General features: G+C 70.8%; 24 protein-coding genes. 6 read left to right on the top strand and 18 right to left on the bottom strand.

The genetic code is table 11. The features are described 5' to 3' along the window. Positions 1-177 precede the first annotated feature (177 nt). Complete coding sequence (locus H293_RS0105350; RefSeq protein WP_028807567.1) at positions 178-507, bottom strand: DUF5713 family protein; 330 nt, start codon at positions 505-507, stop codon at positions 178-180. A 47-nt stretch (positions 508-554) separates the two neighbouring features. Between H293_RS0105350 and H293_RS0105345 the strand changes: the two genes are divergently transcribed. Next, the gene (locus H293_RS0105345) at positions 555-1328 is read left to right on the top strand and encodes an N-formylglutamate amidohydrolase (protein ID WP_020116851.1); all 774 of its coding nucleotides are present in this window, start codon (positions 555-557) and stop codon (positions 1326-1328) included. A gap of 18 nt (positions 1329-1346) precedes the next feature. On the opposite strand, the gene H293_RS0105340 is transcribed toward H293_RS0105345, so the two are convergent. Genes H293_RS0105340 through H293_RS0105330 form a run of 3 tightly spaced genes read right to left on the bottom strand, consistent with a single transcriptional unit; the run spans position 1347 to position 3900 of the window. Further along, positions 1347-1832, bottom strand: a complete 486-nt coding sequence (locus H293_RS0105340; RefSeq protein WP_020116850.1) for a hypothetical protein — start codon at positions 1830-1832, stop codon at positions 1347-1349. Between the two features lie 5 nt (positions 1833-1837). Beyond that, on the bottom strand, positions 1838-2413 hold the full coding sequence (locus H293_RS0105335; RefSeq protein WP_020116849.1) for an RNA polymerase sigma factor: 576 nt from the start codon (positions 2411-2413) through the stop codon (positions 1838-1840). Positions 2414-2472: 59 nt separating this feature from the next. Beyond that, positions 2473-3900, bottom strand: coding sequence for a S8/S53 family peptidase (locus H293_RS0105330; RefSeq protein ID WP_020116848.1), 1428 nt, complete (start codon positions 3898-3900; stop codon positions 2473-2475). A 148-nt stretch (positions 3901-4048) separates the two neighbouring features. On the opposite strand from H293_RS0105330, the gene H293_RS0105325 reads away from it, so the two are divergent. Further along, the gene (locus H293_RS0105325) at positions 4049-6616 is read left to right on the top strand and encodes a CHAT domain-containing protein (RefSeq protein WP_033415278.1); all 2568 of its coding nucleotides are present in this window, start codon (positions 4049-4051) and stop codon (positions 6614-6616) included. Positions 6617-6697: 81 nt separating this feature from the next. Here the strand turns inward: H293_RS0105325 and H293_RS0105320 are convergent, their stop codons facing one another. Then, a complete protein-coding gene (locus H293_RS0105320) occupies positions 6698-8770 on the bottom strand; it encodes a LuxR family transcriptional regulator (RefSeq protein WP_020116846.1) in 2073 nt (690 codons plus the stop codon). A gap of 95 nt (positions 8771-8865) precedes the next feature. Between H293_RS0105320 and absR1 the strand changes: the two genes are divergently transcribed. Continuing rightward, complete coding sequence (absR1, locus tag H293_RS0105315; protein ID WP_020116845.1) at positions 8866-9951, top strand: beta-glucuronidase AbsR1; 1086 nt, start codon at positions 8866-8868, stop codon at positions 9949-9951. A gap of 177 nt (positions 9952-10128) precedes the next feature. Here the strand turns inward: absR1 and H293_RS0105310 are convergent, their stop codons facing one another. Further along, positions 10129-10332, bottom strand: a complete 204-nt coding sequence (locus tag H293_RS0105310; protein WP_020116844.1) for a hypothetical protein — start codon at positions 10330-10332, stop codon at positions 10129-10131. Positions 10333-10521: 189 nt separating this feature from the next. On the opposite strand from H293_RS0105310, the gene H293_RS0105305 reads away from it, so the two are divergent. After that, positions 10522-10788: a helix-turn-helix transcriptional regulator gene (locus tag H293_RS0105305; protein ID WP_020116843.1), complete on the top strand. Its 267-nt coding sequence runs from the start codon at positions 10522-10524 to the stop codon at positions 10786-10788. A gap of 249 nt (positions 10789-11037) precedes the next feature. Here H293_RS0105305 and H293_RS0105300 read toward each other — a convergent pair whose 3' ends face one another. Both H293_RS0105300 and H293_RS0105295 read right to left on the bottom strand, forming a co-directional pair. After that, the gene (locus H293_RS0105300) at positions 11038-11391 is read right to left on the bottom strand and encodes a hypothetical protein (protein ID WP_020116842.1); all 354 of its coding nucleotides are present in this window, start codon (positions 11389-11391) and stop codon (positions 11038-11040) included. Continuing rightward, complete coding sequence (locus H293_RS0105295; RefSeq protein WP_020116841.1) at positions 11388-11765, bottom strand: hypothetical protein; 378 nt, start codon at positions 11763-11765, stop codon at positions 11388-11390. Before H293_RS0105295 ends, H293_RS0105300 begins: the two co-directional genes overlap by 4 nt. Before the next feature lie 189 nt (positions 11766-11954). On the opposite strand from H293_RS0105295, the gene H293_RS0105290 reads away from it, so the two are divergent. Next, positions 11955-13172 (top strand): helix-turn-helix domain-containing protein, encoded by a 1218-nt coding sequence (locus H293_RS0105290; RefSeq protein ID WP_020116840.1) that lies wholly within the window; start codon positions 11955-11957, stop codon positions 13170-13172. Here H293_RS0105290 and H293_RS0105285 read toward each other — a convergent pair. Beyond that, the gene (locus tag H293_RS0105285) at positions 13162-13815 is read right to left on the bottom strand and encodes an HAD family hydrolase (RefSeq protein WP_028807565.1); all 654 of its coding nucleotides are present in this window, start codon (positions 13813-13815) and stop codon (positions 13162-13164) included. The genes H293_RS0105290 and H293_RS0105285 overlap by 11 nt on opposite strands. Positions 13816-13903: 88 nt before the next feature. On the opposite strand from H293_RS0105285, the gene H293_RS0105280 reads away from it, so the two are divergent. Further along, the gene (locus H293_RS0105280; RefSeq protein WP_020116838.1) at positions 13904-14086 is read left to right on the top strand and encodes a hypothetical protein; all 183 of its coding nucleotides are present in this window, start codon (positions 13904-13906) and stop codon (positions 14084-14086) included. A gap of 1 nt (position 14087) precedes the next feature. Here H293_RS0105280 and H293_RS49125 read toward each other — a convergent pair whose 3' ends face one another. From H293_RS49125 to H293_RS0105235, 9 genes are read right to left on the bottom strand one after another with little or no spacing between them, the layout of a single operon-like run. Beyond that, a complete protein-coding gene (locus tag H293_RS49125; RefSeq protein ID WP_063746908.1) occupies positions 14088-14777 on the bottom strand; it encodes a collagen-like domain-containing protein in 690 nt (229 codons plus the stop codon). Then, positions 14774-15046, bottom strand: a complete 273-nt coding sequence (locus H293_RS0105270; RefSeq protein ID WP_020116837.1) for a hypothetical protein — start codon at positions 15044-15046, stop codon at positions 14774-14776. The genes H293_RS49125 and H293_RS0105270 overlap by 4 nt, the downstream gene beginning before the upstream one ends. A 9-nt stretch (positions 15047-15055) precedes the next feature. Continuing rightward, positions 15056-15367, bottom strand: coding sequence for a hypothetical protein (locus H293_RS49120; protein WP_020116836.1), 312 nt, complete (start codon positions 15365-15367; stop codon positions 15056-15058). A 17-nt stretch (positions 15368-15384) separates the two neighbouring features. Further along, positions 15385-16302, bottom strand: a complete 918-nt coding sequence (locus H293_RS0105260; RefSeq protein ID WP_020116835.1) for an N-acetylmuramoyl-L-alanine amidase — start codon at positions 16300-16302, stop codon at positions 15385-15387. Between the two features lie 10 nt (positions 16303-16312). Then, complete coding sequence (locus H293_RS0105255; protein ID WP_020116834.1) at positions 16313-16510, bottom strand: hypothetical protein; 198 nt, start codon at positions 16508-16510, stop codon at positions 16313-16315. Positions 16511-16519: 9 nt separating this feature from the next. Further along, the gene (locus H293_RS0105250; RefSeq protein ID WP_020116833.1) at positions 16520-17080 is read right to left on the bottom strand and encodes a hypothetical protein; all 561 of its coding nucleotides are present in this window, start codon (positions 17078-17080) and stop codon (positions 16520-16522) included. A gap of 10 nt (positions 17081-17090) precedes the next feature. Continuing rightward, positions 17091-19955, bottom strand: a complete 2865-nt coding sequence (locus H293_RS0105245; RefSeq protein ID WP_158694401.1) for a hypothetical protein — start codon at positions 19953-19955, stop codon at positions 17091-17093. Between the two features lie 9 nt (positions 19956-19964). Then, positions 19965-20471: a hypothetical protein gene (locus H293_RS59895; protein ID WP_020116832.1), complete on the bottom strand. Its 507-nt coding sequence runs from the start codon at positions 20469-20471 to the stop codon at positions 19965-19967. Between the two features lie 9 nt (positions 20472-20480). Continuing rightward, on the bottom strand, positions 20481-23672 hold the full coding sequence (locus H293_RS0105235; RefSeq protein ID WP_020116831.1) for a hypothetical protein: 3192 nt from the start codon (positions 23670-23672) through the stop codon (positions 20481-20483). Between the last annotated feature and the right edge of the window lie 143 nt (positions 23673-23815).

The following is a 23815-nucleotide window of genomic DNA, read 5'->3' as shown; positions in this document are numbered from 1 at the left end:
TACAGGGGACGTGCCCGTCGTGGCAAAGGTGACTAAGGGCGCCGCTGTGGCGCAGGCCGTCTGCACCCCCCCAGGGGCGCAGGGAACTGCGCGACCAGCCACGACGGCCCCGCACCCGCCCGCCAACAGGACCCGGCACCCCCCTAGGCGCCCGGCCCAAGCCCAGCACAGCGCAACTCACCAGTCCCGCGTGGCGATCAGTTCCTCCACATCCGCGGTCTCGAAGCCGTAGATGCGTGCGATGAACCAGAACTCCTCGGCTATCTCCTCGCGGGCCACCGTCTCGATGTCGAAGTCGTCGTCCTGGAGGTCGTTGAACTCCTCTGTGGCCGCCTGCGTCAGGACGTACAGCGCGGCCAGGTCGGCGGGCCGCTCGGCCTCGATGCGGGCGCACAGGCGCAGCAGGATCTCCTTGCCCCGGTCCACCGCACGGTCGGGGTACCAGCCGTCCCGGGACAGCGCGTCGAGGAACGGGTGGGCTCTCACCTGCTGGTCGCTGATGTTCATGCTGAGATGGTGCAGCACGCCACCGACAACGCCCCGGGAGCTGCCGTATGCCCTCGTTCGACCTCGTGCCCGGCGCCGGGGAATCACCCGTGATCCTTCATGTGCCGCACTCCTCCCGGGAGATACCGGACGACGTACGGGCCGGGATCGTGCTGGACGACGCCGCGTTGGAGCGGGAGCTCGACCACATCGTCGACGCGCACACCGCGGAACTCGCCGAGGAGGCGGCCCGGCTGGCCCGGCTGACCCCGTGGCGGTTCGTGAACCGGCTTTCGCGGCTGGTCGTCGATCCCGAGCGGTTCCCGGACGAGCGGGAGGAGATGCTCGCCGTCGGGATGGGGGCCGTGTACACGAGGACCACGGGGCGGGAGGAACTGCGGCCCGCGGACACCGACCCCGAGCCGCTGATCGCCCGCTGCTTCCGGCCGTACGCCCGGGCGATGACCGACGCCGTGGCCGAGCGGCTGGCCGTCGCCGGGCGGGCCGTCGTCATCGACGTGCACTCCTACCCCAGCGCGCCGCTGCCCTACGAGCTGCACGGCGCGGGGCCGCGGCCACCGGTCTGCCTCGGTACCGATTCCTTCCACACGCCACCCGAACTCCTCGCCGCGGCACGGGAGGCGTTCGGGGAGGTCGGGCTGGACAGTCCGTTCAGCGGGACGTACGTGCCGCTGGAGTTCTACGGCCGCGAACCCCGGGTGAGCGCCCTGATGGTGGAGATCCGGCGGGACACGTACATGACGGAACCGGGCGGCCCCGCCGGGCCGGGGCTCCACAAGCTCGCGCAGGCACTCGCCACTCTCGTGGACGCCGTGGTCTGACCCCGCCCGGAGCACCCTTCAGACGGTCATCCAGTCGGTGACGACGACTCCTTCGCCGGTCCTCAGCCGTAGCGCGAAGGGACCGGCGGGGGACGCCTCGTAGGTGAAGCGGCCCATGTCGTCGGTCGTGAGCGGCGAGCCCGCCTGCGGACCGCTGAGCACCTCGATCCGGGCCGACTGGGGCGGCAGCACCTGTCCCATGAGGCCCTGCGGGGTGAGCTCGACGTCGACCGTCACCTCGCCCGCGTGGAAGGTCAGCATCCGCGGCGCCCCCGTCGCTCCCCTCACCGGCAGGGCGTCCACCACCGAGTCGAAGGCGAGTTCGGCGATCCGGCTGTCCAGGTCGTGCAGCGCGAACGCCTCCACGGCGATCTGCCGCAGGGCGGGCGGTACGGGGTCCAGGATGGCCGTCGCCTGCCGGAGCTCCTCCTCCAGCAGTTCGAGGGCGAACTCCTCGTCCGGCAGCGCCTCTTCGTCGAAGACGGCGTCGAGGTCGTCGTTCATGTCGCTCATACCGCCCCCCGGGCTTCGAGCCGCGCCCGCAGCCGCCTGAGGCAGCGCTGGCGCAGTGGTCCGATACTGCCCACCGCGATGCCCAGAGCGGCGGACACCTCCTGGTAGCCGGGCTTCGGCGAGGCCATCAGGATGCGCAGCAACTGCCGGCAGCGCTCGCCGAGTTCCTCGAGCTCCTGCCACAGGTGCCGGACGCGCTCGCTCTGGGCGGCGGCCTCCTCGGAGTCGATGAACGACTGCTCGGGCGTCAGGTCCTCGCTGATCCGGTCGAGGAGCCGCGGATCGTCCGTGACGGTCAGCCGCCTCAGGCCCTTGAGCACCTTCAGGCACTCGTGGCGTGCCGTGCTCGCCAGCCAGGACTTGGCCTTGTCCGGTTCGCGGATGCGCCCGAGGTGCTGGGCGAAGCGGAACCACACGGTCTGGTACACCTCGTGCGCGTCGGCGTCGGAGAGCCGGTGCGCGCGCACCACCGCCCACACCAGTGGGCTCAGCCCTTCCACGAGCGCCTTCCAGGCCGCCGCGTCACCGTCGACGGCGGACTGGACCAGCGCACCGACATCTGCTCGGTCCACGGTCCCACCCCTCGTGTACGGCAAGTCATCGTACGCCGTGGAAGGGGGCACTCCGGCCCTCATGCGCCGACCGGGCGCTGCACGACGGGCACCGGGCGCCAGCCGGCCGGCTTCAGCGCCGGTACGTGCGCCCCGCGCACTTCGGCGAACTGCGTGTTCGCGGCGAGCAGTTGCTGCCGGGCGGCGCGCGGGTCGGTCTCCTTGTTCGCGGTCATGTGGGCGGCGACCAGACCTGCCACGACCGGCGTCGCGAAGGAGGTGCCGCTCCAGTGCGCGTACCCCTCGAACATCACCTGGTCCGGCTTGGCGGTGCTGCCGTCCTCGCTCAACACGCCGACGTGGGAAGGGGACTGACAGGTGCACACGTAGGTGAAGCCGTACCGGCATGCCTCGTAGGTGGAGTGCTGGTAGAGGTAGGGCACCGGTGCGTCGAAGCCGGTGAGGGCGCTGGTGAGGCGCTCGCCGGGAGCGTAGACGTTCACCCAGGAGCCGTGGTTGCTGAAGCAGGCGCCGAACTCGCCGTCGCCGCGCAGCGCGCCGACCGACAGGACGACGCCCTGGTACTCGGGCAGGTCGGCGTAGGCGGCGGGCCAGAAGGGGGTGGCGCTGGCGTTGTTGCCGGCCGCGGCGACCAACAGGGTGCCGTGGGCGCGCAGTTCCTGCATGAAGGCGTCCAGGCCGAGCAGTCCGTCGGGGCGGCCGTTGGAGGTGCCCGCGGAGAGGCTGATGATGTCGGGCCAGCCGTCGGCGACCGCCTCGAAGAGCTTCTCGCCGAGCTCGGACTCCAGGATGGCGCCCGCGTCGTTGAGGGTGTTGCGGACGGTGATGTCGGTGTTGGGCGCGACGGCCGCGAGGACACCGGCGATGAACGTGCCGTGGCCGACGTACTGGAGGAGGTTGCCGGCCGCGTCGGTCTCGGTGCCGTGCAGGTCGCCCTCGACATGGGCGAGCAGCGGGACGAGCGCGTGGTCGTGGGTGAGGCCGTTGTCGACGACCAGGACTCCCACGGAGGTGTCGGGGTCATAACCCGCTTCCGCGGGGGCCGGGTTGGTGCCCTGGCTGAGCGCGGCGGGCACGGGCTCGTCGCCGGGGCAGGAGTTGACCGCGATCGACACCACGTGGTTGCGGCTGACCAGGCGGTGTCCGGCGCGTCCCTCGCGCTCGCTCATGGCGCGCAGGGCGTGAGTGACGGCACGGTCGCCGCGCCGGTCGCCGTGGCCCGGGTCGCCGACCTTGATGCGGGTGATGCCCGAGCGGTTGGTCTCGGGGCTGTCCCGCTGCACGTAGTCGCCGGTCAGACCGGTCGCCTCGGTGAAGTGGGTGCGGACGGTCTCCTCGACGAGTGCCGCCTCGCGGCCGTCGCGGGCCAGGACCACGCCCTTCTCGTAGATGAACTCCGAGGCGTCGTCGGGTCCGAGGGCCAGCGGGACGTCGGGCATGGAGCGCTGGATCTGGTCGAACTGCTCGTGGAATCGCTGAGGTGCCATGGCGTGTCCTCCCACTGAGGCGGCGGTCGTCAGTCAGAGCCGCGGGTCCGGTGATTGATACAGCGCCAAACCTGTGTGGCCTGCTACCTGGGCCACTACCATCCATGGAGTGACAGCGGGAAGCGACTCGGTTCTCGAAATGCTGCCGATGGTGTTCGCCGCGCCCAACCAGGCGCTGGCGAGGGCAGAGGAAGTACTCGGCTCGGATCCCTCACCGCTGCACGCCTCCGTCGCCCACCAGGTCATCGGCATCTGGCAGCGCGACTGGGGCGACATGCGGCTCGCCCTGGACCATCTGCGCCGGGCCCGCGACCTCGCGGCCCGCTCGGAGTCCGCGGACCGGGAGGCGGACGTACTGGCCGCGCTCGGGGTGGCACTGGTGCACGCGGGGCGCACCCGGCAGGGGCTCGCGGCACTGGAGCGCGGTGTCGAGGTCAGCAGCGGCCACACCCGCGCGCGCGTCCTGTTCCGGCGGGCCTACGCCTCGTGGGTGCTCGGGCATCACCGGGCGGCGCTGGAGGACGTACGGCGGGCGGTTCCGGTGCTGCGGCAGGCGGACGACGTGATCTGGACGGCGCGGGCGCTGACCCTGCGGGCCACCGTGCATCTGGCGCTCGGGGCGGTGGAGCGGGCGGACGCCGACTTCACGGCGGCGGAGGCGTTGTGGGACACCACGGGCCAGGAGCACGACAAGGCCGACGCGGTGGAGAGCCGGGGGCTCGCCGCCTACCGGTCGGGGGACATTCCCGCCGCGCTGCGGCTGCTCGACGAGGCGCAGGAGCGGTACGCCAAGCTCGGCACGCCGACGTTCATGCTCACCGTCCGGCGCTGCGAGGTGCTGATGGCCGCGGGGCTCGCTCCGGAGGCGCTCGCGGAGGCGGACGCGGCGATCAAGGTCCTCGACGGCATCGGCGGACAGTCCACCCTCAAGGCGGAACTGCTGCTCGCCGCCGCGCGGGCGGCCCGGCACGCGGGGGACGCGCACACCGCGATCGCGCGCGCCGACATGGCGGTACGGCTGTTCGCCGGGCAGCGGCGCACCTGGTGGGAGACGCATGCCAGGCTGGTGCTGATCGAGGCCCGGGTCGCCGCCGGGCGCGGCTCGGGCCGGCTGGTCGCGGACGCGGCGGCGGTCGCCGACCGGCTGGCCTCCTTCGGCGCGCCCGCCGCCCCGGAGGCCTCGCTGCTGGCGGGCCGGATCGCGCTCGGCCTGGGGTGGCGGGAGGATGCCCGACGGCACCTGGAGGTGGCGGCCCGCAGCCGGCGCAGCGGGCCGCCGCTGGCGCGGATGACGGGATGGGCCGCGCAGGCGCTGTGGGCGCGGGCCGCGGGCTCCGACCGGCGGGTGCTGGAAGCCTGTCGCCGCGGCCTGGACGTCCTCGACGCTCACCGTACGACCCTGGGCGCCTCGGAGCTGCGGGCGCGGGCCACCGCGCAGGGCGCCGAGCTCGCCGGGCTCGCCGCGCGGGCCTCGCTCGCGTCGGGCGGGCCGCGACGGCTGCTGGTGTGGAGCGAACGCTGGCGGGCCACCGTGCTGTCCGCGCCGCCGACCCGCCCGCCGGCCGACCCGGCGCTGCTCAGCGACCTCACCGCCTTCCGGGAGATAGCGGCACGCGCGGAGGGGTCCCGGATGGAGGGCCGGCCGGTGCCGACGCTGGAGCGTGAACAGCGGCGCCTGGAACGCGAGATCCGCTCCCGGACCCTCCATATGCGCGGCGACGCTCCTGGCGACGGCTACCGGTTCGACCCCGGCAGGCTGCTCGAACGGCTCGGTGACGACGTCCGGCTGGTCGAACTCGCCGTGCTCGACGGCCGGGTCCAGGTGCTGCTGTGCGCGCAGGGCCGGGTACGGCGGTTCGAGGGCGGGCTGCTCGCCGACGCCGAGCGGGAGGCGGAGCACGTCCAGGCGGGGCTCAGGCGACTGGCCCACCCGGGGGCGGAGGCTCGGCTTCCGGTGGTGGAGGCGGCCGGGCGGCGGCTGGAGGAGCTGCTGCTCGGGCCGGCCGCGGCGCAACTCGGGTCCGGCCCGGTCGTGGTGGTGCCGCCGGGGCGGCTGCACCAGGTGCCGTGGGCGCTGCTGCCCTCGCTGCGGGAGCGGGTGTTCAGCGTGTCGCCGTCGGCGAGCAGCTGGCTGCGGGCGAGGGAGACCGCGCCGCCGCCGAGCGGACGCCAGGTGCTCGTCCGCGGACCGGGGCTCGCGACCGGGGGCGCCGAGGTGCCCGAACTGGCCGGGCGGCACGGCTCCGCGACGGTCTTGGAGTACGACGACGCGCGCGTGCCGCGGGTGCTGGAGGAGCTGGACGGGGCGGCGCTGGCGCACATCGCCGCGCACGGCACGTTCCGTGCGGACAGCCCGCTGTTCTCGTCGCTGCGGATGGCCGACGGGCCGCTCATCGTCCACGACTTCGAGCGCCTGGACCGCAGTCCGTACCGGATCATCCTGTCCTGCTGCGACACGGCCCGGTTCGCCTCGGTCGGCGCGGACGAGCTGCTCGGCCTGGTCACCGCGCTGCTGCCGCTGGGCACGGCGGGAGTGGTGGCGTGCAGCGCGCCGGTCAACGACGAGGCGGTGGTGCCGCTGATGCTCACGCTGCACAAGGGGCTCGGTGCGGGGGCGTCCATGGCGGAGGCGCTACGCGACGCGCGGGCCTCGCTGCCGGGGGACTCGGTGCATCAGGCGACGGGGTGGGCGTTCTCGGCGTTCGGGGCGGCGTGAGCCGCGCCACGGCGGTGTGTGGGGCGGCCTGACCCCTCCCCCGAATACTGGGGGTCAGACCGCCCCGGTCCGGGGTTCGGCTCAGGCCGGCTGTGCCTCCGGCAGCTCCACCAGGCACGGCAGGGCGTCGCGGTCGCTCGCGCCGAGGCGGGCGTACGCGCTGTAGAGGTGGTTGCCGACCGTACGGACGGACAGGGTGAGTTTCTCCGCGATCTGGCGGTTGCTCAGTCCGGCGGCCGCGAGGGTGACGATCTGCCGCTGGCGGGCGGTGAGTTCGCCGAGGACCAGCCCGGACAGGGCCGGGGTGCGGGCGCCCTGACAACGGCGGGCCAGGGCGACGGCGCGGGTGCGTGAGGTGCGGGCCGCTCCAGGGTCGCGGTGCGCTTGCGAGGCCTGGGCGTACGCCTCCGCCGCGAAGAGCAGGAAACCGCGCTCCTCCAGTGCCTGGGCCGCACCGTCGAGGGCGAGCCCGTCGCCCCGGGCGAGCGCGTCGGCGTGCGCGGCGAAGACTCCGGTCAGCCTGCCGACGGCCCGGTCGGGCGCGCCGAGGCGCACGGCGTCGTACGGCTCCGCACCGACCGCGTCGAGAGCCGCGTCGAGATCACCGCGGGCGGCGGCCCACCAGGTGGCTGCGCCGGCTGAGGGGACTGTAGGGGTCGTGGGTCGGGGGGTGCCGGAGCCGGCGGCGGGCCGAGCGGGTCGACCAGCTGGTCCGGCCGATGGGTCCGAAGGGCGGTTGGCACCGGCGTCCCTTCGGCAGCCGGCGGAGCCGAGATCTCCGGGTCCGGCGTCTGCCGAGGCGGCGGGCGATCGACGGTCGTCGGCACCCGCGTGCGTCACCACCGGCACCGGGTCGGCTGTCTGCGGAACCACGGACGCCGGATCGCCCGCCTCGGTGACCACCGACTCCGAGTCACCCGGCTGCGCCACCACCGGCCCCGGATCGCCCGACTGTGCCGTCGCCAAGGTGAGTTCGAGGCCGCAGGGCAGGTCACCGGAGGTGGCTCGCAGACCCTCCCTCGCCCAGGACGCGGCCTCCCGCAGTTCGCCGCGCAGGCGGGCGAAGCGGGCTCGTACGGCGGCGTGCGGGGCCGGGATGCCGACACCCTCGCTCACCAGCCACTCCCCCACCGGTGCCGGCACGGTCCGTACGTCCGTCTCGGCGATCGCCCGGGTCAGCGTGGCCGTCTCGGTCTCCAGCGCGGCCGTGCGGTCGGACGGGGTGGGGGCGAGGCGGCGGGCCCTGAGGCGTCCGGCCGCTGCCCGCAGCACCGGCCCGTGGAGGGGGTGGGCGAGGCGGGCGGTGCCGTGGTCGTCGACGTGGACCAGGCCGTCGCCCTCCAGGGCTTCGAGCGCGGCAAGGTCGAGCGTGTCGGCGTCCGCGGGGAGCGGCTCGCAGAACGCCAGGCGGTCCAGGGTCTCGCGCTCACCGGGACCCGTGCGGTCGAGGAGGTCCCCGGCGCGTTCGCGCACGGTCGCGGTGACCGGCACCGGTCCCCGCCACTCCCACTCGGCCGAGTCCGCGACGCGCTCCAGGAGCCCCTGCTCGCGCACCGCTCCCACGAGTTCGCGCAACAGTCGCAGATCGCCCTGGCAGAGGCGGTACAGCCGGTTGACGGTCAGGGCCTCCAGGCCGCCCGCACCGGCCGCGAGCAACCGCGCGGTCTCCTCGCGCGGCAGCGGCTCCAGGGCGAGGCGCGGCAGCAGTTCACCGGTCCACAGTCGGGAGACCGCGCCCGGCGCCCGCGTTCCGTCGGTGGCGACGACCAGGAGCCGGGTGCGGCCGTGCACGGCGAGCTGGTGGACCAGGGCGGCCGAGGCGTCGTCGAGCAGATGGGCGTCGTCGACCAGCAACATCCGTACCCCTGACAGCAGTTGGACCGCGCGATGCAGGGACACGGTCTCCGGGAGGAGGTGTGCGAAGGCGGCGAACGGGAGGCCGCGGGTCTCGGGCGTACCCGCGGCCCTGGCGCAGTCGGTGCCGCGCACGGCCTCCGTGACCAGTCGGGTCTTGCCGCGCCCCGCCGGTCCGGTCACCACGATGCCGTGCCGGCCTCCCGCCACCGACCCGCGGACCAGGTCGAGTTCCTCCTCGCGCCCGGTGAACGGCCAGGGCAGCTCAAGGGTCTTCGCGTCCCGTTCGAATGTCGTCACGGAAGCTAGAGCAGCGCTACTCAGTCCTGATACAGGGGGACTTGAGTAGCCCCCGACTCAGGCGGTCCGGGACGCCCGACGGCACGCTGAACCCCATGACCGCACGCTACTGCTCCCTCGCGCAGCAGTCGGCTCCGGCGTTCGCGCCGGGACTGGCCGCCGAGCGGCTGAGTGCGCTCATCGGCGGCAGCCGGATGTGGGTCAACAGCACGGTCCTGCACTACTGCTTCTTCGACGGCGATACCGACGGGTCGGTCATCCCGGTTCCGGGGACCGGTCAGTCCCGCCGGGTGTCGTGGGTGGGGGACGAGAAGCAGCGGGACGTGGTGCGCGAGTGTTTCCAGGAGTGGCAGGACCTCGGGATCGGGGTGAGGTTCGCCGAGGTCGGCGACCGTTCGGAGGCCGAGCTGCGCATCGGGTTCCAGATCGGCGACGGCTCCTGGTCGACCGTGGGCAAGGACGCGCTCCTCGTCGGTCTGAACGAACGCACCATGAACTTCGGCTGGGACCTGACCGCGCCCGGGGAGCGCGGGACGGCGCTGCACGAGATCGGGCACGCGCTGGGCATGCTGCACGAGCACCAGAGTCCGTTCGCCGGCATCCACTGGGACGACGAGGCCGTCTACGCCGACCTGGCGGGCCCGCCGAACTTCTGGAGCCGGGAACGGACCAGCTTCAACATCCTGCGCAAGCTGGACCCGGACGAGGTCAACGGCTCCGTCTGGGACCCGCAGTCGATCATGGAGTATCCCTTCGAGGCGGGGCTCATCCTGGAGCCGGAGCAGTACCGTGCGGGCCTCAACCCGCCCGGCTCGCTGTCGGCCGCCGACAAGGAGTACGTCCTGCGCTGGTACCCGCCGGCCCAGCCGAGCCGGCCGCCGGCGCTGGTGCCCTTCCGGTCCGCGCCGCTCGGGCTCGGCCCGGGTGAGCAGGCCGACTTCACCGTGGAACCGCCGGAGACCCGCGAGTACACCGTGGGCACCTTCGGCGACGGCGACAGCGTGGTCGTGGTCTTCGAGGAGCGGGACGGGGAACCCCGCTATCTCTCCGGCCGGGACGACGGAGGCACTCCGCACAACGCCGTGATTAGGGCCCGTCTCGTGAAGGGCCGCCGCTACTTCGTCCGTGTACGCCTGTACTCCGCGTGGGGTTCGGGGGAAACCGCGGTCATGTGCTGGTGACAGCACGACAGGCCGCACGGGCGAGGCTGGACCACTGTCCGGCGCCGGGGGAATGGCCGGAAGTACGTAGCCTTCGGGGGAAGGTAGTGCTTAGGGGCACCGAGATACGTACCCGGCCTGCCGGGTCCGCTGCACGGGGGTGGCAGCGGACCCGGCTTAATCGTTGATCAGGGGTTTTCAGTCGGCGGTGACTTCGTTGACGAGGTCGAGGATGTCTCCGAGGCGGCCACGCATCCGCTCGACGAGGAGGATGAGGCCGGCCGCGTCCAGGCGTCCGAGGTCCTGCGCGCGTGCGTCTTCAAGGTCGCGGCGGGCGAATTCGATTCGCGTCTTCTGCCCCTCGGTGAGGTGCCCATGTGTAGGAGCATGCTCGTGCGTCATTTGTCACCTGATACGTGCGGTGGGCGGAACGGGTGCCTGAGGGGTGCTGTAATCGTTTGCCTACACTGCGTGCGTTGACAATAGGCCAAAGATCACATCATCCGAACGGGTGTTTTATTCACCTGGGGCTTGCGCGACACCAGACTCCTTGATCTAAAAATGCCTGGTTTACCGTGCTGACTCGCGATCATGTACCCCAGAAGCGTGGGCGGGGTGCCCGATCACCCTGACGACGCCTGGCTCGCGGACCGACTCCGCACCATCGCTGACCGCATCCGCCTCGAACGCAAGCGGCAGAACCGCACCCAGGAATGGCTGTACCTGACGGCCGGCGTCAGCAGGTGGGCTGTCCAAGACGCCGAGTCAGGACTCGGCAACCCAACGACGCGGACGCTCCTGCGAATTGCCCGCGCTCTGGACGTCCCGCTGTCCACACTGCTTGAGAGGGAAGATTGACCCGCCGCCGGCGCTGGTCTCCGACACCGGCGGCGGGCCGTGGCCGCTCCCGCGGGGGAGCACGAGCGGCCGTTCATCCCTCCCGTACCGGCTCGTCGGCGCGCGACGCGAGAGAGGTCAGGGTCCGCCTGCGCGGGCACCGGCCACGGTGCGCGTACACCGTGATACCAGCGCCTGAGGCAGAGGAGTGGTCGTGCTGAATCTGCTGCTCGTCCGGGTAGATGCGGGCGCTGCATCGGGCGCAGTACTTCACCGGTACTCCCTCATCAGCCGTCGCAGCGTGAGCCCGGTCTCGCAAGCGGAGGCATCGTCGACGCACTGCTCGCACAACGGCGCGTGGTCATGCAGGGCGGCCAGCGCCGCGGTCTGGACGCAGCGGTGGTGGGCGCGCGGGAACCAGCGCATCCCAGGGTCGCGGCCGTCTAGGGGACTCAGGTGCTCGCCGAGGTCGACTGCCGTCTCCGGGGTGAGTGGGGTGTCGTCGGGGCACCAGACGCAGCTGGCGCCTCGCGTCTGCGCGTCCGCCAGGCCGTCCAGGTCGGGGAGTGTGAGCAAGGCGAGTGCCTCGCGGGAGTCGACTGTGCTGTCCGTGCGCGTGCTCATGCGGACCGCCCTGCTCGCTCGCTGTCTTCCAGGGCGGCCCGCAGGGCGGCGGGGTCGGTGATCCATCCGTCGTCGCCCGGGCAGACCCGCCAGTGTGGATCGCGGCCGTGAGTGCGTCGAGGTGGAGGGATCGCCACGGTCGCGCCTGCGCCGAGAGCGCGTGTGCCGGCCACCTCCCACCGGGCGGCCGTGCCGACCGGGGTGAAGAAGTAGAGGAGCTTGGTGAGCGGGTCGTCGACGACGGCCCCGCAGCGTGAGCCGAGGATCGCAACGGCCGGAACTCCGACGGCGCGCGGTACGCGGATGGCGTCCCAGTCGTGCCCGGCGTCCTCCAGGGTGCAGCCTGCGGCGGACGGTAAACGCGTGGGTGGCATCGGTACTCCTCGGACGCCTTGTGGATCAGGTGCGTACAAGGGTGGCCCTGCAATTGCACGGCGCCGAGGACTCTGAGAGGTCTTTTCGGTGCCGGAAACAGGACTTTCGTGCGCCCGGGAGGGTGGCCGCTGGCCAATTGGAGGACTCGGGGCGACACTTGCGGCAGCGCTCAACCAGGAGGTGCAGCAGTGGCACGCCCCGCAGGGAATTTCCGCCTTAAGGCCGCCCGCCTCGCGGCCGGTTACCACTCTCAGCAGGCCCTCGCCGACGCCCTCAAGGTCGGCGTCCGGCAGGTCCGCCGGTGGGAATCCGACGCCCCGCCCTTGCCTCAGCCTGAGGTAGGACAGGCTCTCACACGCCTCCTCGGCCAGGAGCTGGAAGCGCTCGGATTCACCCCGCCCGGGGGCGCCGCCGCCGGGCCCGCACGGCGCACCGTGCTCGCCGCGGCCGGAGGACTCGCCGCCGTCCCCACCCAGGCCGTCGCCGTACAGCCCGCGACCGCGGCCGACGACTACGCGGCCGTCACCCGCTCGCACCGGCGGCTGTACTGGTCCGTCGCGCCGGCGACCCTGCACCCGGCCGCGCTCGCGCACGCCACCTTTGGCTGCGCCCTTCTGCCGGAAGCTGTCGGCCAGACCCGGCAGCGCATCGCCGCGGCCCTCGCCGAGACCTGGCTCCTCGCCGGACGCATCGAGTTCTTCGACATGCGGGAGGCCGACCGTGCGCAGCAGACCCTGCTGCGTGCCTTGCAAGCCGCAGGCGAAGCCGACGATCCCCTGCTCGGGGCTGCAATCCTCGCGCACACCGCGTTCATTCCCGGGTGGGCCGGTGACCGGGAAGCGGCGGTCGAGCGAATGGTGGCCGCGCGGACCTACGCCCGGCGCGGGCCGGCGTCGGCTGAGCTGCTGGCGTGGCTGGACGCCGTCGAGGCCGAGTGCGAGACCCGGTGCGGGAACGCGCGCACGGCCCTGCACTTGATCCGGCACGCGGAGGATGTCCTCGCCGCGGGCAGTGAGCACGAGTCGCCTGAGTGGCTCGACTGGTTTACCCCGGTACGGCTGGCCGCCTTCAAGGGGAACACCGAGCTGCGCGCTCGCCACCTCCCGCAGGCCCGGGAGACGCTGCTTGGGGTGCTGGAGGCGCTCGACCCGGCCGAGGAGAAACAGCGCACGGTCGTCCTTGGAGACCTCGCTGCTGTCGAGGCGGCGGCCGGTGATCCGGAAGCGGCGTGCGGGTACGCGCTGCGGGCGCTCGATCAGCTGGAGCGGACGTGGTACGCGATGGGCATGGACCGTGTGCGGGAGGTGCGGCGCACGCTGGCGCCGCACCAGCACGAGCAGTGCGTGCGCGACCTCGACGACCGGCTGTATGGCTGGTCGACGACGGTGAGCGCGCTCAGCCGTTGAACTCGGCGATCCTGCCGGGCAGTTCCAGGAGGCTCTCGACCCTGAAGGTCGGGAGCTTCTCGGCTTCCTCGGTCCGCCACTGGATGGTTGCCCACGGGCCGCGGTGCACGAGAGCGCTGTGCATGCCTGCGGCGACGGCCGGGCGGAGGTCGTTGTCGACGCGGTCGCCGACGTAGAGGATCTCGTTGGTGGCGAACGGGGTGACCTCGGCGACCCGCTCGAAGAAGAGTGGGTCGGGCTTGCTGGCGCCCCAGTCGTCCGAGGTGCCGATCAGGTCGACGTCGTCGGTGAACAGCTCGCGCAGTAGCCCTCCTGCCCGGACCGTCTGGTTGCCCGCGATGCCCAGCCACAGCCCGTCCGCCCGCAGCTGGCGCAGGGCCGGGCGTACGTCGGCGTAGAGGTCTTCCTCGCCGAACCACTCCGGCTGACCAGCCGCGGCCCGCTTCTCCCGCTCCTTGTAGAGGTCGAAGCCGGGCCGGAACTCCTGGAACACCTCGCGGTAGTCCCTCCCTTGAGCGATGACCGCGCCGAACATCGAGTGGAAGGTGTGGCGCGGTACGCCGAGCCAGTCGGCCCATGTGCCGTACTCGCGGGTCTCGTCTACGAGGCACTCACCAACATCGAAGATCACAGCTCGAATCATGCGGGCAGGGTATCGGGCGCCGTGAGTCATCTGGATTGGCGGCCGCCGGCATGAGTGAATCGCCGCTGCGATCTCTAGACTTGGGGGTATGTCCCCCAGCCTCCCGAGCCCGGGCTCGGTGCGCCCTGCTGCCGTGGTGAACGAGGACATCCGGCAGCTTGCGAGACGTGCGTGGGGGCGGCCGTTCACGGATGAGGAACGGGCCCGGTATGAGCTGCTGGTGGTGGAGTGGACGGTTGCGGACCGGGCCGAAGTCGTGAAGGCGGCCTGAGCTAAGCGGCCTGCCGTCGCTGCGTCACACCCCACAGAGCCAGCAGCGCTACACCCTGCTGCTTCCCCGGGGCGTCCCCCGGCTGCGACGCGTCATCCTTCCGGCAGACCAAGGCGTCCGGATCCCAGGACGGGGCCTGCCACGAATAGCCGTCAGGGCAGGACTGCCCCGCTGGCCCTGCTGGCCCCTGCTCGCCGCGCTCACCCTGGGGCCCCTGTGGACCAGGAACGGTCGAGTCTGCCCCTGGCTCCCCCTGAGGCCCTTGCGGGCCGGGCACCGTGGAGTCCGCACCAGGCTGCCCCGGAGCACCCGACGCCCCCGGCGCGGGCGTGATCGTCGGGGCAGCCTGGCCGGGCTCACCCTCGGGTCCCCGCGGCCCCGGGATCGGCACAGGTACTTCCGCCCGGGCGGGCAGATTGGCCACGGCCTTCGTCGGGTCGGGTGCCACCGGGGTAGCGCCTTCCGCCTTCACCTGCTCCCGCAGCGCCCGCACGTCCCCCGCGAGCGTCGACACCGCCGTCCCCCGCAGATCCGCTTCCTTCGCAGCGGCCGCATACCGCTGGTCCTGCTCGCGGTCCTGCGCGTCGATGCGGTGCCACAGCACCAGGGAGATCCCGAACAGAGCGACGAGGGCGCACACGACCGCGAGGCCGCGCCAGTGCAAGACGATCGTGCGCTCTGTCCGGGTCATGGCGGGATGGTTCCTCCGAGTCGGGTGACCTCGATCTCCAGCTGAGTGATGCGGATGAGATCGCTGCGTCGCTGTAGTTGCAGGGAGACGACTTCGGTCTGCGCAGCAGCCAGTTCGGTCGTCTTACGGCCGAGCTCCTCTTGGAGCTGGTCGGTCATGGAGTTGAAGCGGGACAGTCTGTTCTCGCCGCGCTTGCCGATGTACGCCACCACCGCGGTGGACAGCACCCCTACGCTCGCGAGGACTGTGCCGATGGTGGTGGCGTCCAAGCGGGGCTCCTACTCGGCTGCGTGCTGTGGTGTGCCGGTCGACGTGGCCCGCTCGATCCCGGGCGCGATCCCGGACGGCTTCCACAGGGTGTGGTAGGTCGTACCGATGACGATGACCGCGATGAGGATGGAGCTCACGATGGTGCGGCCGTTGAAGTCGCCGTTGAAGTAGGCGGTTCCGAGGCCGACGATGGCGGCGACGACCAGGGCGAAGATCGCCTTGACCGCTCCGGACCATCTGGGCTGGTTGACGATGGCGATGATGGGCGGCAGGACGACGGCGAGCGCCGCAGCCCAGAGTTCCGCATCAGAGAGAGGCATGATCGTTCCCTTTCGGTTCAGGCGACCACGGTGAACAGGCCAGTCCTGTCACCGAGCTTGGCCAGCGAGGCGCCGCCGGGGATCCCGTTGGCGTCGGCGCCCGTGTATCCGAGGTGGCGCTGCCAGCGGGCGTACGCGTCGACCGTCCGCGACCCGAACGAGCCGTCCCCCGCGTAGGTCTTCGACAGGTAGCCGACCTGCACCAGCGCCGCCTCGGTCAGGTTCACCCCCGCCATGTATGTGACGTGGCCCTGCCTGGCGCCCGGGTCGGCCTTCGCCGCGCTCACGAGCCGCGACAGATCCACGCGCGGCTTCGACGGCGTCGGCTTCGGCGTCGACGTTGCGGTCTTCGTCAACTGCTTCCGCACATCAGCCCGGAACACGTCCATGTCGAACGACGGGTCGATCTTCCCCGGCTGGCACTCCTTGTGCCCCGCCACCGACCGCTCCGACCAGCCATGCGCCCGACACAGCGCAGCCGCCCACAACACCGCCTGCCGGTACTGCTCGGCCGGATACGGGTCCGCCCCGTCACCACGGTTCTCGATCTCCAGCCCGTACAGCGAGTCGTTCCCGTCCGCGTTCGCCTCGTTGTCCTTCGGCAGCGGCGACGACTCGGACCGCAACGCGGCAATCACGTCCGCGTCCACCAGGCCGGCATGGTTCGCTCGGCCCGCCGACAGCATCCACAAGCCCTCCGTTTTGCCGAGCCAGTTGTGGCACAGCGGGCCGGGCAAGTCCGGTCTTCCGTTGAAGCAGATCTCCTTGTCGCCGTGTCCGGCGGTGTGGTGGATCAGCACCCCGTACACCGGGCCGAAGGTCTTGCCGGTCTCGTCGTCCCGCTCGTGGGTGCGCCAGCCCGCATGCTCGTGCACGCTCAGGCCTTCGGCCTTCAGTACCGCCAGCAGCCGGTCCGCACTCAGTGGTGTAGCCATCGCACTCTCCTCAGACGATCGTTATGACCTGCTCGAACTTCCGCTTCACCACCGACTCCACCCCCGCCACCCCAGCCAAGGCATCGCGGACCGCGTTCACGATGACCATCTCCGACACCACCTGGCCCTCCTGGTCGATCGACCCGATCGATACCGCCACCACCGGCATCCCTTCCGAATTCCTGGCCGTGACCTGGTAGTTCGCCATCCGCGTCTCCTAAGCGATGCGCTGCAACCGCAGCCACGAGTCCGTGTACAACGTCACCGGCGACGCGTCCGAGACCAGCTGAGCCCAGTCGCACGAGTACGTGCCGGCCGTCGAGCCGACGCGGAGGATCCCGCCGAGGGTGAGGGTCAGGGGCGTGATCCCGGTGCCGAGCGTGCCGAACGAGCGGGCCGCGGTGATGTCGTTGGTTTCCATGCGGGCCGGGTAGCCGCGCCCGCCCTGCGTGTCCAACTGCGCGGCACCGGCCGCCGAGAACGTGATCACCGGGGAATGTCCGGCGCCCCAGCAGTACCACTCGCCGAGGGACCCGGACGGGGCGGACCAGTCGATGTTGAGGTCTGCGGCGGCCGGGCCGTCGTATTTGATCCAGCCGTCCATGGCGTACACGGCGCCCGCTTCGACGTCGAACTGGAGGTGGGGGTCGGCGCTTGCGGACGTGGTTGCGGCCCGCTGGGTGTCGCTCGTCTTGCGGGCGAACAGGGGCAACATGCTGCGGAGCAGGGCGCCGTTGATCCGCTGGCCGCCTGAGAGGGTGGGGTATTGCTCGGCCACAGCGTCCTCCTTACAGGGCGATGATCGTGGGGTAGGCGAGCCGGATGTCTTCGCCGGCCACCTGGGCTTTCGAGACGCCGTTGACCGCCCGGGTCACGGTCATCGTCTGAACGTTCGTCAACTGGAAGTTGTCCACCGACACGGTCACCGGCAAAAGGTTCGTGTTCGCCGAGTCGAGAATCGACCGCACCCCCACCGCCCCCGGCGCCTGCAGCGAATCGTCCGTCGCCGTCGCATGCCATGCCCCCGGCTCCACCCCGCCGCGCGGCCACGCCTTCGCGTACAGGCTCGTCCCGACGACCCGGAGGCGGAGCGTGAAGTAGGCGGCCGCAGCATGAGTGAGCTCCGTCGCCGTGACCGTGGCAAGGTCCGACTGCGTGCCGCCCACCCGCTTCTGCAACACCACCTGCACAGCCTGCGTCGTCGTGAACGTCAGCCGGGCATAGTAAATGTTGCTGGCGTCGATGAAGCGGGCGACCAGGCCGGTGTACTGGCTGCCCCCCGTCGCCAGGGCGCTCGTCGCGAAGTCGGCCCGCAGGTCCACATCCGCCGCGGGCGCGGTGACGGTGTCGTAGTAGGAGGCGTTCACTGCGGCCAGCGAGTGCGTGGCCTCGGTGCCGGTCGTGGCCCGGCCCGCAGCGACGCCGCCGGTCTGTGTCCACGCCTGCCCCGTGTCCGTGGTTCCCCAACTGTTCGCGGTGACGCGGGTGAACGTGTCTGAGACGTATGGCGTGACTGCGGTGACCGTCATGACCTCCCCGCCGGCCCGGACCGTGAACGGCAGGTCCGCCGCGTCGGTCGACCAGAGCATGGTGTTCGTCCCGGAGGGGATGACGTCGATGCTTGTCGCGCCGGCGGACACCGCGGAGACGAGCTCGCTGCCGTCGATGTCGATGCGGGCGCCCGCACTGTCGAGGTAGCCGATGCCGTTGTACGGCGACGATGGCGCGCAGGTGAAGGTGAGCCGGTGCTGGAGCTTGGTGATGGTCTCCTCGATACCGAGGAGTAGCTGGTCGATGGTGTCGGGTGCGCACCATGGGGTGGGCGGGCTGGTGATCTGGACGCGGTCGCCGAGGCGCAGGCTGAGGATCGCCCGCCGCATGTCGGGGGTGATGGACGGGTGGGCGAGGTTCACGCTGATCTGCGGGTGCCGCTCTTCGTCGACTGTGCCTAGGTGGACGCGCCACGCTGCGTGGTCGAGGAGGGTCGCCTGGTCGTTGTGGGCGAGGTTGAGGGTGAGCCCGTTGGACTCGCCGTACTTGCCGACCGTCGCCGTCCCGAGTGGGCCGTCCGTCTCCTCGAAGGTCGCCGACACCCCGTTCACGGTGACGGTCAGGATGTTCTGCGTCAGCCGGTCATCCTCGGTAGGCGTCGGCGTCTCAGACAGGTTGAACCCGGGGTACGACAGGACCAGCGCCGCATCCTGCGCGTACAGCGATGCCCGCGTGCGATAGCCGAGGCCGAGGACGGCCCGCGACTCGTACAGCAGCCCGCCGTCCGCCAGACACGACTCCTGCACCAACGCGAGCAGGTTGGCCTTGCCCTGCGCGCCGAGCTGCACGGTGTCGTCGAGGTCGCCGACCCAGTCGACCGCCACCCCCTCCTCGCCGCACAGCCGCTGGATGCGGCGCCCGGCCGTCTCCCCGATCGGGTTGAGGCGCACGCCGAGCGCATCGATCGCCGTGATCGCGGTCTCCACCGTGACGTGACCGACCGCAACACCCGGCAGAGTTGCAGTGCCCGCCGCACCGGACACCGCACGCGACGCGGGCCCGAACTGCACCCGTGTGACCCGGGTCAGCTGGGTCAGCGCGACCGTGTCCGACACCGTGTACGTCTGGAGGGTCCTGACGTCCTTCAGGCGCAGCGTGCGGGTGATGCTCGTCCCCGCCTCCTGCAGCTCGACGCTGACGTACAGGAGGCGTCCGCGGACATCGAGATCGTGGGGCAGCTCCGCACCCAGGACGGTGCCGTCGGAGGCGCAGGTACGGATCGTCAGGCTGCGGGTGGCCGTGTCGTAGAACACCTCCCAGAACTGGGAGGACCCGGCGCTGTAGTCAAGCTGATCGATCGCCACCAACACCTTGCCCAGCGACAGACCGGCCGCCGGAATGTAGGCGAGGAAACGGACCTGCGTGGCCGTCGGGTCGTCGTACTTGGGGACGCCGCCAGACAGGGTCGCGCTGGTCAAATCAGGCAACGGGTCGGACGCGTTGAACCCGTCATAGCTCGCAAGGCCAAGAGTGCCGGTCCACGTCATCGGCGAGCCAGTCGTCAGCGCCGACGCCAGCGACGTCGCCCCGGTCGCATCCTCGCACGGCCAGTAGGCCACCAGCCCCGCCGGAGCCGGGTCGGTGATGGCCTGGTAGATGACCGAGCGTTCCGGGGCCGGGCCTTGGGCGAGGCGCTGCATGGGGCCGGCCACAGTGACGTCGACCCACACATCGGTACCGGTGGAGTCCCAGCCGCGTGCCCAGTCCGAGATCTCACCCCAGATCCTGTAGGACTTCCCGCCGAGGCCGTCCGGCACGCTGATCCGCATGGGGGTGTTGCGCCCGATGAGCCCGTAGTACGGGCCGCTGGGGTTGCGGGGGCTGAAGCGGCCGTCGGTGTTCTTCAGCTGCAGCGTGGCGGTGGCGCGTTCGGTCTGGGAGCCCTCGCCGCCGGTGATGCCGTAGGTGATGCGGATCTGCCCGTTGTCGTCGCGGACGAGGACGTACCCGGCCGCGCTCAGGTCGATCCACTGCCCAGCGACGAGAAGTTCGACGGTGACCGCCGCGCCGGTGGAGGCTTCCCCGGACGCGCCGAGGGGACCGGCGACGGCGCCCATACGCCGCTGCCAGCCCATCGTCCGAGCTGCAACACTCCCTGCCACGATCCGCCCCTACTCGTCGAAGCAAACCCAGCACGTGAGGTTCACGGCGCTTCCATAGGTGGCACGCACGCGCAGGAACTTGGAGACCGCCACGTTCGGGCGCTCGTCCGGCATCCACTGCCACGAATAGCAAACGCCACCTGCCGACGAAGACCCCGGAGCCACCTGGACGACGTCGAAGATGCGGCTCGCGGTCGTCGTCCCTTCGGCCGTCGCCGTGTAGCCCGTAGCCGTCGTGCCCAGCGTTAGAAGAGATGCCGGGGCGTTCGGGTCCAGCGGCTGCACGCCCGCCGCCACATGGGCCGTCACGGTCGCCGCCACATCCGTCTGGATCAACTCCACCACGCCAGCGCTCGACGGCCCTGCGTCCGTGCTGTAGCCCCACGAGATCAGCTGGATCTGCCTCGTGGATGGTGTGGCCAGCTGCAGCATGGTCTTGATGCTTGTGCCTGTCGTGACCTTCGCCGTCGCGGCCGTGGTGGCCATCGCAGCGTTAAACACTTTGTAGCGATGCACAGTTGTCTCCTACCTGCCGCGTGGCGGCTTCAACGTTGCTTCGATCCCGCCGCGGTCCCGGACCGCCTTGCGCAGTTCATCCACCAGGAAGTTGGAGTACCTGCCGCTGTCGCCCGCCCGGATCTCCAGCACGACCGTCACCTCCTGCCGGCCGCCAGCAGGCGCCGCGTACGACCGGCCGCCACGCTGCGGCGTAGTGAGCATCGACGCCCACGGCGCCTGAGCCTGCGCCACCTTCCGCCGCGAATCCGGACCCGACCACACCCGCGACCCCACCGGCAGCTGCAACAACTCCGGCTCGTGCTCACCCACCCACGTCAACCCGCCCCGGATACCACCCGACGCCGCAGCGCCGACGATCCCGCCCGCAGCCTTCTTCCCAAACGCCCGCTCGACGAGCCGCTCCATGCCCTTAGCCAAGTGATCCATCGCCTTGACCAACCTGTCCTGCTGCGCCCCCAGCTTCTTCACCAGCGCGTCCTGCGCCTTGATCTGCCCCGCATACACGGCATCCGCCGTCGTCTTCCCCGCAGACGCCGCAGCCGAAGTGATCTGCTTCTGCAGGTCGTTGACCGAAGAGATCTCCGACGACGACGCCCCCAACAGAGCCCCCGCCGTCTCCAGGCCACCGCCCTCAATGCCGGCCTCGCCGATCTGCTGAATCAGATCCGACCGCAGACCCTTCCCCTTCAGCTGCTTCAAGGCGCTGGCGAACGCCGTCGCCTTGTCCCGCGACGCGGTCAGCCCGGCCATCACCGACGACGTCGTCACCAGGCCGTCACCGGACGCACCCTTGGTGATGCTCGCCGACGACAGGACACCGCCCCGGACCGACGAGGCCAGCTGGGAAGCCGCGCCCTTGAGGTCGTTGAGCTTGGACTTCGCCGACTCCAGGCTCTTGGAGACGGAGTTGAGCTGCTTCTCCCAGCGGATGAGGCCGTTGCCCCACATGTCGAGATTCCTGAGCAGGGTGCGTTCCGTTGACCCGTGGGTGGCCTTCTGGATGATGCCCCGCCACTGATTCAGTGAGTTGACCAGCGCGCTCAGGCTGTCGGGCTTCGCGAAAGCCGACCCGAACTCCGAGCGTCCGTATCCGGCGAACTGGCCGAAGCGGGAGACCGTCAGATCGCCCCTCGCCGAGCGGCGCGCCTCGGCCTCAGCCTTCGTCACACCGCCCTTGGCGTACCACTGCACGCTCCCACCGAGGATGCCGACAGTCTCCGCCGCGATCTGCCGGGACCGGCCCCGCTTGCTCGTAGCCAGCGGAATGTACGCCTCGCCGCCCGTCTCCGGCTCCGCCCACACCCTGATCGGGCCGCCTGAGGCGATCTGCGCCTGGTGGTCTTCCATGCCGCCGTCGGCGAAGTGCCGGAAGATGTTGCCGTTGTTGCTGAATGGCATCAGCTTCTTCGCGTTGTTCACGGCCCGCTGTACGACGTTCACGTACGACGTGCCGACCACCTTGCCCCGGATGGCGTTGACCGCCCCCCAGAAGCCGCTCGTGTTCGCTGCGACCGGCCCGTACTTCTTCGGGATTTTCGCGGCCTTCACCGCGCCGAGGACACTGAAGAACGATCCAGCGTCTGCACCCAGCTTCGCCCTGGCCTGCTTCTTGTCGAACGAGGCGAGGTCACCCTTCGCCTTCGCTACCGCCGCCTCAGCCACCCGCTTGTCCGCAGTCAGCTTCGCCCGCCGCTCCTTCGTCAGGGCCGGGTCCTTCAGCTGCTCCTTGAGGTAGGCGAGGTTCTCCACGGCCTCGTCCACGTTCATCTTCAGCTTCGCCCGGCCAAGCCGCGGCACGGTCTCACCGACGAAACTGTCGATGTCCCCGCCGACCTTGTCCAAGCCGGTGCGCGCGCCGGCCGCGAAGTCGTCGAAGTTCTCGTTCCACTCCTTGAACTTGTCGCCCAAACCGGGGATCCCGCCGAACGCCGTCGCGAGCCCGCTGACCATGATGTCGATGCCGGTCAGGATGCCTTCCGTGACCGTACGGAACGCTGTATAGAGGGTGGGCAGCGTGGAAATCCCGGTCGTGACGAAGTCGGTGATCGCCTCACCCGCGTCGTAGAACGCCTTCCGGATCTGCCCCTGATTGGCCTTCACCCAGTCCGACAGGCCCGTGAAACCGTCGAGGTTGTCCAGGTTGATGCCCGCGAGGGAGGCCAGGGACTCCAGCAGGGCGCCCCCCAGATTCGAGGCGAGGCTAGCCGCAGCATCCGCTGCTATCGGCAGGACCACGTTCAGGGCACGGAACCCGTCCGCCAGGAGATCACCCAGCGGCTTCAGCAGCGGCATCAGGCCCTGGAAGGCGCGGGCCACGATCTCGACGCCCTTGCCGACCGTGATGAGCATTTCGCCGAGGAGCGGCCCGAAGGCGTCCGCGAACGATCCGGAGATCTTCCCCAGGGACGGCAGGAGGCTGTCGTTGAGGAGGTAGGCGAGGCCGTCGATGACGTCGGAGGCGCCGCTGATGCCCTGCTCCAGGCCTTCGAACATGCCAGGCAGCCCAGTGTCCAGCAGGCCGCCGAACAGGTTTTGGAAGGCGTCCAGGCTGGGCTGCGACTTGGTGCCGAAGTCGAGGAACGACTGAGTGAAGTCACCGAGTGAGCCGGAGAGGTCCTCGAAAAACTTTGACCCCATCTTCACGTTCGTCATCAGCGACGACTTGAAGGCGGGACTGTCGGCGAACTTCGCTGCTTTCTCCGCGATCCGGCCGAACGTGTCACCCCCGGTCTTGATCGCCGGGTTGAGGTCCTTCATCGCCCCCTTGAGGGTGTCCATGGCCTTCGCGGTGTGCGGCAGGATCGCTTTCTCCGCGGTCTTCCGCCACTCCTCGAACGGGGCCTTCAACTCCTTCGCCTGCTTCTTCAGCCCGCCCATCGCCAGCGCGGCAGGCCCGGCCACGGCAGCCAGGCCCACGAGCATTGGCGCCGCCGCCCCGACCGCCGGGAGCACCGCGGTACCCAGCGCCGCCCCGATGCCGATCAGCTGCCCGGTGAGGCCGCCGCCGCTCTTGCCGAGAGACTGGCCGGCGGTGGACGCCGAGGACGAGACGTCGCCGAGCCGGTCGCCGAGAGTGGTCAGCGATCCGCCGGCCTGGTTGGCGTTGCGCTGTAGCTGGTTGATGTTGCGGTTGACGGAGTTGAAGCCGGGGCCGGTGAGGTCACGGACATTCACGGTGATCGTTACGTCGTCAGCCATCGTCGGCCCCTCCTTCCGCTACGTCGGGTGTGCCCAGCCGCTCGATGGCGACCAGACGCATCAGCTCGGTGCTCTCCTCCAGCAGGGAGGTGAGTGTGTAGCCGGGGAACCGCTCCAGCAGGCCGAGCAGGTGTCGGGCCCGG

Source organism: Streptomyces canus 299MFChir4.1 (genome assembly GCF_000383615.1).
Taxonomy (GTDB): Bacteria; Actinomycetota; Actinomycetes; order Streptomycetales; family Streptomycetaceae; genus Streptomyces; species Streptomyces canus_C.
This window is presented reverse-complemented; position numbering and strand designations above follow the sequence as displayed.